The 11,198-nt window shown below is 58.7% G+C and carries 10 protein-coding genes; 1 reads left to right on the top strand and 9 read right to left on the bottom strand.

The features are described from left to right. Window positions 1-27: 27 nt before the first annotated feature. The 3 genes from htpG to BMY45_RS18790 all read right to left on the bottom strand — a co-directional run bounded on the left by htpG (window position 28) and on the right by BMY45_RS18790 (window position 2,954). The gene (gene htpG, locus BMY45_RS18780; protein WP_092400300.1) at window positions 28-1,932 is read right to left on the bottom strand and encodes a molecular chaperone HtpG; all 1,905 of its coding nucleotides are present in this window, start codon (window positions 1,930-1,932) and stop codon (window positions 28-30) included. 87 nt (window positions 1,933-2,019) lie between these two features. Continuing rightward, on the bottom strand, window positions 2,020-2,481 hold the full coding sequence (locus BMY45_RS18785) for a PaaI family thioesterase (protein WP_092400155.1): 462 nt from the start codon (window positions 2,479-2,481) through the stop codon (window positions 2,020-2,022). Further along, the gene (locus tag BMY45_RS18790; protein ID WP_092400157.1) at window positions 2,478-2,954 is read right to left on the bottom strand and encodes a PaaI family thioesterase; all 477 of its coding nucleotides are present in this window, start codon (window positions 2,952-2,954) and stop codon (window positions 2,478-2,480) included. Before BMY45_RS18790 ends, BMY45_RS18785 begins: the two co-directional genes overlap by 4 nt. A 157-nt stretch (window positions 2,955-3,111) precedes the next feature. On the opposite strand from BMY45_RS18790, the gene BMY45_RS18795 reads away from it, so the two are divergent. Continuing rightward, complete coding sequence (locus tag BMY45_RS18795) at window positions 3,112-3,372, top strand: hypothetical protein (RefSeq protein ID WP_092400159.1); 261 nt, start codon at window positions 3,112-3,114, stop codon at window positions 3,370-3,372. A gap of 73 nt (window positions 3,373-3,445) precedes the next feature. Here the strand turns inward: BMY45_RS18795 and BMY45_RS18800 are convergent, their stop codons facing one another. From BMY45_RS18800 to odhB, 6 genes are all read right to left on the bottom strand, one after another. Further along, complete coding sequence (locus BMY45_RS18800) at window positions 3,446-4,183, bottom strand: DUF599 domain-containing protein (protein WP_092400161.1); 738 nt, start codon at window positions 4,181-4,183, stop codon at window positions 3,446-3,448. 280 nt (window positions 4,184-4,463) lie between these two features. Next, window positions 4,464-5,777: a branched-chain amino acid transport system II carrier protein gene (gene brnQ / locus BMY45_RS18805; protein ID WP_092400163.1), complete on the bottom strand. Its 1,314-nt coding sequence runs from the start codon at window positions 5,775-5,777 to the stop codon at window positions 4,464-4,466. A 385-nt stretch (window positions 5,778-6,162) separates the two neighbouring features. Continuing rightward, window positions 6,163-7,047 (bottom strand): succinate--CoA ligase subunit alpha, encoded by an 885-nt coding sequence (gene sucD, locus BMY45_RS18810; RefSeq protein ID WP_014339581.1) that lies wholly within the window; start codon window positions 7,045-7,047, stop codon window positions 6,163-6,165. Next, the gene (gene sucC / locus BMY45_RS18815; protein WP_003179235.1) at window positions 7,047-8,213 is read right to left on the bottom strand and encodes an ADP-forming succinate--CoA ligase subunit beta; all 1,167 of its coding nucleotides are present in this window, start codon (window positions 8,211-8,213) and stop codon (window positions 7,047-7,049) included. Before sucC ends, sucD begins: the two co-directional genes overlap by 1 nt. Window positions 8,214-8,409: 196 nt before the next feature. Further along, complete coding sequence (gene lpdA, locus BMY45_RS18820; protein WP_092400166.1) at window positions 8,410-9,855, bottom strand: dihydrolipoyl dehydrogenase; 1,446 nt, start codon at window positions 9,853-9,855, stop codon at window positions 8,410-8,412. Between the two features lie 109 nt (window positions 9,856-9,964). Then, on the bottom strand, window positions 9,965-11,188 hold the full coding sequence (odhB, locus tag BMY45_RS18825) for a 2-oxoglutarate dehydrogenase complex dihydrolipoyllysine-residue succinyltransferase (protein WP_092400168.1): 1,224 nt from the start codon (window positions 11,186-11,188) through the stop codon (window positions 9,965-9,967). Window positions 11,189-11,198 lie beyond the last annotated feature (10 nt).

The following is an 11,198-nucleotide window of genomic DNA, read 5'->3' on the forward strand; positions in this document are numbered from 1 at the left end:
GCCGAAGCGGGTTTTTCCTGCACTTGATTAAGCTGACAGTTCAACCAACAGCTTGTTCAGACGGCGTACGTAGGCCGCCGGGTCCTTCAGGCTGTCACCCGCCGCCAGGGCGGCTTGATCGAACAGGATGTGCGACAGGTCGCCGAAACGCTCTTCGCTCTGCTCATTGTCGAGCTTATCCACCAGCGGGTGGGCCGGGTTGAATTCGAAGATCGGCTTGGAGTCAGGGACTTTCTGGCCGCTGGCTTCAAGGATCTGGCGCATCTGCAGGCCAAGGTCCTGTTCACCGATGGCCAGGATCGCCGGGGAGTCCGTCAGGCGGTGAGAAACCCGCACTTCGCTGACGGCATCGCCCAGGGCCGTCTTGATCCGCTCAACCAGGCCTTCCTTGCTCTTGGCGACTTCTTCGGCAGCTTTCTTGTCTTCTTCCGAATCCAGGTTGCCCAGGTCCAGATCACCACGGGCCACGTCGACAAAGCTCTTGCCGTCGAACTCGCTGAGGTAGCTCATCAGCCATTCGTCGATGCGGTCGGTCAGCAGCAGCACTTCGATGCCTTTCTTGCGGAAGACTTCCAGGTGCGGACTGTTCTTGACCTGTGCATACGTTTCACCGGTCAGGTAGTAGATCTTGTCCTGGCCTTCCTTGGCGCGGGCCAGGTAGTCGGCCAGGCCAACGATCTGTTCGCCATCGTCACCCTGAGTGGAAGCAAAGCGCAGCAGGCCAGCGATTTTTTCTTTGTTGGCGAAGTCCTCGGCAGGGCCTTCCTTCATCACCTGGCCGAAGTTCTTCCAGAAGCCCTTGTACTGCTCGGGCTCGTTTTTCGCCAGTTTTTCCAGCATGTCCAGGACACGCTTGGTCAGCGCCGATTTCATGGAGTCGATGATCGGGTCTTTCTGCAGGATTTCCCGCGAAACGTTCAGGGACAGGTCATTGGAATCGACCACGCCCTTGATGAAGCGCAGGTAGAGCGGCAGGAACGATTCGGCCTGGTCCATCACAAACACACGCTGCACGTACAGCTTCAGGCCGCGTGGAGCTTCGCGCTGGTACAAGTCAAATGGCGCACGGGCCGGCACGTACAACAGCGAGTTGTACTCCAGCTTGCCTTCGACCTTGTTGTGGCTCCAGCTCAGCGGGTTCTCGTAATCGTGGGCGATGTGCTTGTAGAACTCCTGGTATTCCTCGTCTTTCACCTCAGTGCGTGGACGGGTCCACAGGGCGCTGGCGCGGTTGACGGTTTCCCACTCCACTTCCGGCTTTTCTTCGCCTTCGGCCGCGGTCACTTCCTTCGGCAGCTCGATCGGCAAAGCGATATGGTCGGAGTACTTCTTGATGATGTTGCGCAGACGCCAGCCATCGGCGAATTCATCTTCACCAGACTTGAGGTGCAGCACGATGCGAGTACCGCGATCAGCCTTGTCGACGGTGGCGACTTCAAACTCGCCCTCGCCCTTGGACGACCAATGCACGCCTTCGCTGGCAGCGAGGCCGGCACGGCGGCTGAACACTTCAACCTGCTCAGCGACGATGAACGCGGAATAGAAACCGACACCGAACTGGCCGATGAGGTGGGAGTCTTTTTTCTGGTCGCCGGAAAGGTTCTTCATGAAATCGGCGGTGCCGGACTTGGCGATGGTGCCCAGGTGAGTGATCACCTCTTCGCGGCTCATGCCGATGCCGTTATCTTCGAGGGTGACGGTCTTGGCGTCCTTGTCGAAGCTCACGCGGATTTTCAGCTCGGCGCCGCCTTCCAGCAACTCTGGCTTGGACAGGGCTTCGAAACGTAATTTGTCGACAGCGTCAGAGGCGTTCGAAATCAGCTCGCGAAGGAAAATTTCCTTATTCGAATACAGCGAGTGAATCATCAGGTGCAGCAGTTGCTTCACCTCGGTCTGGAAGCCCAGGGTTTCCTTTTGAGTTTCCACGCTCATGGTCATCAAACTCCAAGTGGATGGTGGTGTCCGCCTCGCTGAGATTGGCGGCGGGATGTCCTCAAGGTGGGGGCAACGGTGATGATTTCAAGGGCAATGCGTTTTTGAAGACTCCTGAATCTTGAAATGCGCCCGGGCGGTAGCAATGGGCTGGGCCTCGGCGTCCTGCCAGGCGGTGATCGCCACATTGGCTACCCGGCGCCCCTGGCGCCAGACCTGGCATCGGGCATAAGTGTCGCGAAACTGCCCGGCACGCAGGTAATCCAGAGAGAAGTCGATGATTTTCGGCACGCCCGTCGCATGGGTGGCAATCAGCAGATACACCGCGGCCGACAACTCCATGAAACCGGCAATGACGCCGCCGTGGATGGCCGGCAATAAAGGGTTACCAATGTTGTCCTTGTTGGCCGGCAGGCGAAACAGCAGTTCCTCGCCCTGACGCGAGCATTCGACACCGATCAGCCGTGCATAGGGAATCGATGCCAGTAGCAGCGCGTAGTCGCCCCGCTCGCAGGCGTGGCGCAGTTGTTCCTGAGTGATCTCGGTCATGGCGTGTCTACGGCAGCCAAAGGGCCACCCCTTTTGATTCCCCTGGCGTGCTGTCCCAGGCGCATGAAGGTGCCCACCACATGGGCAATGGGTTGTTCAGGGTCGTCCTGATAGGCAAATCCACGGCTGAAGATCACGTCCTGAGTGACCCGGTAGCATTGGGCGAAGCCATAGACATCCTTGTTCGGCTCAGCGGCGTGCATGTAGTCGATGCGCAGATCCAGGGTCGGACAGACCTCGAACTGCGGCAACACGCACAACGTCGACATGCCACACGCCGTGTCCATCAGCGAGGTCAACGCGCCACCATGGATGATACCCGTGAGGGGGTTGCCGACGATCTGGGGGCTGTAGGGCAGGATCACGGTCAGCCCCTCGCGACTGGCGCTGTGCAACTTCAAGCCCAATATCTGGCAATGTCGCAGCGCGGACAAAAAACGTGTCGCACGCTCAAAAACGGAGTCTTCAGCCATTGAGTCAACGCCTTTATCAGTGAACAGACGCGATAACCGGCACGCCCTGTAAAGTTCCGTTCCCATGCAAAGTTATATATCTGTAGCAAAAGAGGAACTTAATCCAAGAGGGGGCGTTCAAAAGGCCAGTAGTTATTTCCATAAGGAGAAACACCCCATGCGTAAGACTTTAGCTATTGCCTTGATGTTGGCCGCCTCCCTCGGTCTCGCTGCCTGCGATAAAAAATCCGAGGACAAAGCTCAAGATGCCAACGAACACGCTGAGCAGGCTCAGGAAAAAATGAGCGAAGCACAGGATAAAGTGAACGACGCAGCGGAAGAAAACGCCGAAGCCGCCAAAGATCAGGCCGAATCGAACGAAGCGGCTACTCAGGAAGCACCTGCAACAGCGCCCGCCACCGCACCGGCCACCAACTAATACGGTTTGAGCTTAAAAGAAACCCGCCTGGTGCGGGTTTTCTTTTGTCTGCCATTTGACAGTGACCGTCCTGTCAGGCCGGGTCCTTGCCTGCATCAGGCAATGGCGCCTCGGTGGGGGTGTAAACCATGACCTGCAGCACATCGGAATGAAACTCCCGGCGGTACAGCACCAACACCACTCCAGCACTCATCAACATGAATAACCAAGGGCTGACGAACCACGCCAACATGGTCATGCCGAAGTAATAAGCGCGCAGGCCAAAATTGAACTGGTTGGCCGCCATGGAGATCACCCGCGCCGCCCTGAGCGCGAAGGCCTTGCGCTCCTGCGCCGATACATGTCGCTCGCCGATCATCGGTGCCGATCCCACCAAAACCGCCGCAAAGTTGTATTGGCGCATGCACCAACTGAAGGTGAAGAAGGCATACACAAACACCAGCGCCAGGCACAGCAACTTGGCCTCCGACATGCCCTGGGATGCCTGCTGCACCATCGGCAAGTCCGCCAGCAACGACACCGCACGATCGGAGGCCCCGAGCACCGTCAGGATGCCTGCCAGGATGATCAGCGTGCTGGAGGCGAAGAATGACGCGTTGCGCTCCAGATTGCCGATCACGCTGGCATCGGCGATACGGTTTTCGCGCAGCAACATGCGGCGCATCCAGTCTTCGCGATACAAGTGCATGACGCTGGCCAGACAGGCCGTATCACGGGCTTTCAACGAGGCATAACGGGTGTAGCCGCCCCAGCAGACGATAAACCAGACAGCGGCCAGAAGATGGATCAGATTGGCTTGGATGAATGACATTCGATTTCCTGTATGACGACAAACATAAGCTCAAGCAATACTCGCAGTGCCCCTGTGGGAGCGGGCTTGCTCGCGAATGCGGTGTGTCAGGCGACATAGTTATTAGCTGAAACACCACATTCGCGAGCAAGCCCGCTCCCACAGGTCCTGCAAGACAATGCTTCGACGTTAGTCCAAGGAAAAAGACACTGCACCGGCGCCATAAAAAAATGCCCCGTATCGATCGATACGGGGCATTTGTTTTTTACCGGCGGCCTCGCTTGTGGCTGGCCGCGGTCACTCAGGCCAAGGCTTCGCTGCGCTTGCCCAGCAGACGATCGCACACCAGCGCAACCGCCAGGGTCATCACCGACGGCACGAGCCAGGCCAGGCCCTGCGCGCTCAATGGCAGGTGGGCCATTTGCGTCGGCATCCAATCCGCCAGTCCGGCGCCTTTAAGCGCATCGATCAGGCCGAACAGGAACGACACCAGCATGACCGGGCCGACAATGCGCCCCTGCTCATGCCAGAAGTCTTTGCAGAAGCTCAAGGCCACCAGGACAATGCACGGTGGGTAAATCGCGGTCAGGACCGGAATCGAGAAAGCGATCAGCTTGGTCAGTCCGAGGTTCGACACCAACAGCGAAAACGCCGCCAGGATGACCACCAACGTTTTGTACGACAGCGGCAAGACACGGCTGAAGTACTCGGCACAGGCGCACGTCAGGCCCACGGCAGTGACCAGGCATGCCAGGGAAATCAGCACCGCCAGGAAACCGCTGCCCAGGCTACCGAACGTGTGTTGCACATAGGCATGCAGCACCGCCGCGCCGTTGCTCGCGCCCGCGGCCACTTCATGGCTGCCAGAACCCAGGCGGAACAGACTGACATAGACCAGCGCCAGCCCGACCCCAGCGATCAGCCCGGCGATGATGGCGTAGCGGGTGATCAAGGCGGGCGATTCAACGCCCCGGGAACGGATCGCATTGACGATAACGATGCCAAACACCAATGCGCCCAGGGTATCCATGGTCAGGTAACCGTTGATAAAGCCTTGGGAGAACGGTGCCGCGACATATTCAGGGGTCGCCACGCCAATATCACCGGCGGGCAAGGCAAACGCGGCAATGCCCAGTACGGCCAGAGCGATGATTTTCAACGGTGCGAGGAATCGCCCGACAGTGTCCAGCAAGCGGCCCGGATAGAGCGAGATGAAGAACACCAGCAGGAAATACACCGCGCTGTAGAGAAACAACGCCAGCGGGCTTTCACCGGTCAACGGTGCCAGCCCGACTTCGAAGGAGACGGTGGCGGTGCGCGGCGTGGCGAACAGCGGCCCCACGGCCAGGTAGCACACAGCCGCCAGCAACCCACCGGCAACCTTGCCGATAGGACTGCTCAAGGCATCCATCGCCCCGCCGACCTTGGCCAGCGCAACGACCGTGATGACCGGTAGCCCAACCGCCGTGACCAGAAAGCCCAGCGCCGCCATCCAGACATGGGGCCCGGACTGCAAACCGACGATGGGCGGGAAGATGATGTTGCCTGCCCCGACGAACAGGGCAAATGTCATGAAACCAAGCGCCAGGATGTCCTGACCTTTCAACACTTTCATTTTAAGGAAACCACACTGCTGAATCGGAATTTAGAGAGGGACTTCCCTTGAGGATGGAGGGAAATGCTGCCGATCCGTATAAGACCAACCCGTTAGGCGCTCCGCTTCCTTGTGGGCAGCGGTCGCAAAAATGGCGGGTAGCCTAACGAATTAGTGTGAGTAACGCACTGTTGCGGGGCGAACTATCCGATGCACGACATCTTCGTGTCGCGTTTACGTATCTTTTTTACCTTGCAGATCAAAAGATCGCAGCCTTCGGCAGCTCCTACATGGGATTGCATTCCAACCGTAGGAGCTGCCGAAGGCTGCGATCTTTTGATTTTCAGAAACGACAAAGGCCACCCGAAGGTGGCCTTTGTTGCTGGAGCAAAAAGTCAGCCGAAGCTTACTTCTTCATTTCCCAGCCAGTCAGCTCGGCCAGGGCCTTGCCGATGTCTGCCAGCGAACGCACGGTTTTCACGCCTGCGTCTTGCAGAGCGGCGAATTTCTCGTCCGCAGTGCCTTTACCACCAGAGATGATTGCGCCAGCATGGCCCATGCGCTTGCCCGGAGGAGCAGTCACACCTGCGATGTAGGAAACAACCGGCTTGGTCACGTTAGCCTTGATGTAGGCAGCCGCTTCTTCTTCAGCCGAACCGCCGATCTCACCGATCATGACGATCGCTTCGGTCTTCGGGTCTTCCTGGAACAGCTTCAGGATGTCGATGAAGTTGGAGCCTGGGATCGGGTCACCGCCGATGCCGACGCAAGTCGACTGACCGAAACCGGCGTCAGTGGTCTGCTTGACGGCTTCGTAAGTCAGGGTGCCGGAACGGGAAACGATACCGACCTTGCCTGGCAAGTGAATGTGACCTGGCATGATGCCGATCTTGCATTCGCCTGGAGTGATCACGCCTGGGCAGTTAGGGCCGATCAGGGTGATACCCAGCTCGTCGCACTTGACCTTGGCTTCCAGCATGTCGATGGTCGGGATGCCTTCGGTGATGCAGACGATCAGCTTGATGCCGCCGAACGCTGCTTCAAGGATGGAATCCTTGCAGAAAGGAGCTGGAACGTAGATCACGCTGGCGGTGGCGCCAGTGGCAGCAACAGCGTCTTTGACAGTGTTGAAGACAGGCAGGCCCAGGTGCTCGGTGCCGCCTTTGCCCGGAGTTACGCCGCCAACCATCTTGGTGCCGTATTCCAGAGCTTGCTGGGTGTGGAAACTACCTTGCGAACCGGTAATACCCTGGCAGATAACCTTGGTGTCTTTATTGATCAGGACGCTCATTATTTGCCCTCCGCAGCTTTAACGACTTGTTGAGCAGCGTCGGTCAGGCTGGTAGCAGCGATGATGTTCAAACCGCTTTCTGCCAGTACTTTAGCGCCCAGCTCAGCGTTGTTGCCTTCGAGGCGAACAACAACCGGGATTTTCACGCCGACTTCTTTCACGGCGCCGATGATGCCTTCGGCAATCATGTCGCAACGAACGATGCCGCCGAAGATGTTGACCAGTACTGCAGCGACGTTAGTGTCGGACAGGATGATCTTGAACGCTTCGGTTACGCGTTCCTTGGTAGCACCACCGCCCACGTCGAGGAAGTTGGCTGGCTTGCCGCCATGCAGGTTGACGATGTCCATGGTACCCATGGCCAGGCCAGCACCGTTGACCATGCAGCCGATGTTGCCTTCCAGGGCCACGTAGTTCAGTTCGAACTTGGCAGCGTGCGCTTCGCGCGGATCGTCTTGCGACGGATCGTGGAAAGTCTTCAGCTTAGGCTGACGGTACATGGCGTTGGCGTCGATGTTGATCTTGGCATCGAGGCAGTGCAGATCGCCGTCGGCCTTGATCACCAGCGGGTTCACTTCCAGCAGCGCCAGGTCGTGGTCCTGGAACAGCTTGGCCAGACCTACGAAGATCTTGGCGAACTGAGTGACCTGCTTGCCTTCCAGGCCCAGCTGGAATGCCAGCTCGCGACCCTGGAATGGCTGGGCGCCAACCAGTGGATCGATAGTGGCCTTGAGGATTTTCTCAGGGGTATCGTGAGCGATTTTCTCGATGTCCACGCCACCTTCGGTGGAAGCCATGAACACGATACGGCGGCTCGAACGGTCAACGACAGCGCCCAGGTACAGCTCTTTAGCGATATCAGTGCACGATTCAACCAGGATCTTGGTGACTGGCTGACCATTGGCGTCAGTCTGGTAGGTCACCAGACGCTTGCCCAGCCACTGCTGTGCGAAGGCTTTGGCGTCTTCTTTGCTGCGAACCAGCTTGACGCCGCCCGCTTTACCGCGACCACCGGCGTGAACCTGGGCTTTGACGACCCATTCGCTGCCGCCGATTTTGTCGCAAGCTTCTGCTGCCGCTTCCGGGGTGTCTACCGCGTAGCCGGTGGATACTGGCAGGCCGTACTCAGCGAACAGCTGCTTACCCTGATACTCGTGAAGATTCATGCTTATTACCGTCTTCGTTAGGTACTGCGCATTCGGTGCTGCACCGTTATAGTGCCGCACCACCTGTGACTGCTGCTTGCGTAGCGTTCCAGATAACCGGTGCCGCTACGCAAGGCTGCGTCCAGCGGATATTCCGCGGTGAGTCTTGCTCGCAAGGCTCACGACGGGCCATACCGCCGTGGTTTCTTATTGTCTATTAACGCTTTTTGCGGTTGGCCACGTGGATGGCGCCGCCATTTACGGCCAGAGCCGCTTCGTGCAAGGCTTCGGACAGGGTCGGATGGGAGAAGACCATCATGCCCAGATCTTCAGCGCTGGTGCCGAATTCCATACCGATCGCGCCTTGCTGTACCAGCTCGGCGGCGCTTGGGCCAATCACGTGAACGCCCAATACGCGATCCGTCTTGGCATCGGCGATAACTTTCACGAAACCACCGGTATCGTTGGCTGCCATGGCACGGCCGGAGGCTGCGAACGGGAAGGTGCCGACGTTAACTTCAACACCTTCGTTTTTCAAGGTTTGCTCGGTCTTGCCGACCCATGCGATTTCCGGGTGGGTGTAGATAACCGATGGGATCAGGTCGTAGTTGATCTGGGCTTTGTGGCCCTTGATGCGCTCGACCACCATGATGCCTTCTTCGGACGCTTTATGCGCCAGCATCATGCCGCGTACCACGTCACCGATGGCGAAGACGCCCGGTACGTCGGTTGCGCACTGATCATCGACCGCGATGAAGCCGCGCTCATCGAGAGTCACACCGCAATCGGCGGACAGCAGGTCAGTGGTCACTGGGCGACGGCCAACCGCAACGATCAGTTTGTCGAAGGTGATGGTCTGTTCGCCGTTGGCGTCGGTGTAGTTCACCACGACTTCTTCGCCATTGACCTTGGAACCGGTCACGCGAGCGCCCAGCTTGATGTCCAGGCCTTGCTTGGTCAGGGTTTTCAGCGCTTCCTTGGAAACCGCGGTGTCGGCGGCCATCAGGAAGGTGTCCAGTGCTTCGAGGACGGTTACTTGCGCGCCCAGGCGCGACCAGACCGAACCCAGCTCCAGGCCGATCACGCCAGCGCCGATCACACCCAGACGTTTTGGTACGGATTGGAATTCCAGGGCGCCGGTGGAATCGACGATCACGTTCTGGTCGACCGGAGCCGGCGGAATGTCGATCGGACGCGAGCCCGGTGCCAGGATGACGTTCTCGGCTTCGATCACTTCAACCGAACCGTCTGGCTTGGTCACTTCGACCTTCTTGCCCATCAGCAGCTTGCCGTGACCCTGGATCGAGGTCACGCCGTTGGCCTTGAACAGGGTGGCAACGCCAGAGGTCAAGCCTTTGACGATGTTGGCCTTGCGGCCAACCATGGCAGGCACGTCAATGGTGACGCTTTCGCGGTTGACACCGCCAATGCCGTGGATGGCCAAGCCATCTTGCGCTTCGTGGAACTTCCAGGAGCTGTCCAGCAGCGCCTTGGATGGAATGCAACCGACGTTCAGGCAAGTACCGCCGAGGGCCAGTTTGCCCTCCTTGTCGGTGTATTTCTCGATGCAGGCAGTGGTGAGGCCCAGTTGCGCAGCCTTGATGGCCGCTACGTAGCCGCCAGGGCCCGCACCAATCACTACCACGTCGAATTTCTGAGTCATGAGTCATTCCTTCTCGAATCAAACCGGACGGTCACTTGTGGAGACCGTCGTGGGACGAAACCGGTTATTTCAGCAAGAGGCCGGTCAACCGACCGGCCCTCGCGGCGAATCAGATATCCAGCAGCAGACGAGCCGGATCTTCAAGCAGGTTCTTGATGGTTACCAGGAAAGTCACGGCTTCTTTACCGTCGATCAAACGGTGATCGTAGGACAGTGCCAGGTACATCATCGGACGAATCACGACCTGACCATTGATCGCCATCGGGCGTTGCAGGATGTTGTGCATGCCCAGGATCGCCGCTTGTGGCGGGTTGACGATCGGGGTCGACATCATCGAACCGAATGTACCACCGTTGGTGATGGTGAACGTACCGCCGGTCATCTCTTCGATGGACAGCTTGCCGTCACGGGCCTTCTTGCCGAAGGTGGCGATGCCGCCTTCGATTTCAGCCAGGCTCATCAGTTCGGCGTTACGCAGTACCGGAACCACCAGGCCACGGTCGCTGGAGACCGCAACACCGATGTCGGCGTAACCGTGGTAAACGATGTCGGAGCCATCGATCGACGCGTTGACGGCCGGGAAGCGCTTGAGTGCTTCAGTGGCAGCCTTGACGAAGAACGACATGAAGCCCAGGCGTACGCCGTTGTGGCTCTTCTCGAACAGGTCCTTGTACTTCGAACGCAGGGCCATGACTTCGGTCATGTCGACTTCGTTGAAAGTGGTCAGCATGGCCATGTTCGACTGGGCTTCAACCAGACGTTCGGCAACCTTGGCGCGCAGGCGGGTCATCGGAACGCGTTTTTCAACGCGATCACCGGCAGCGAACACCGGAGCGGCAGCGGCAGGCGCGGCAGCCTTGGCTGGCGCAGCGGCCGGAGCGGCTTTCTTGGCGGCAACGGCTGCAACCACGTCTTCCTTGGTCACACGACCACCCTTGCCGGTGCCGGCAACGGAAGCGATGTTGATACCGTTCTCTTCGGCGATCTTGCGCGCGGCCGGGGCAGCGACTGGATCGTCCTCGCCATCGGCGGCTGGAGCGGCGGCCTGGGCAGCGGCAGGCGCAGCAGCGGCGGCCGGAGCAGAAGCAACAGCGCCGCCCTCTTCGATCGAGCCCAGTACCTGGTTGGACAGAACGGTAGAGCCCTCTTCGGCCTTAATTGCGCCGAGCACGCCGTCAGCTTCGGCCAACACTTCCAGAACGACTTTGTCGGTCTCGATGTCGACGATCAGGTCGTCACGCTTTACAGCGTCGCCTGGTTTCTTGTGCCAGGTGGCAACGGTGCCATCGGCAACCGATTCCGGGAATGACGGGGCTTTGATTTCGATAGCCATTATCTGTGGG

It is taken from the genome of Pseudomonas sp. NFACC39-1, from assembly GCF_900110355.1.
GTDB classification, from domain to species: Bacteria; Pseudomonadota; Gammaproteobacteria; order Pseudomonadales; family Pseudomonadaceae; genus Aquipseudomonas; species Aquipseudomonas tehranensis.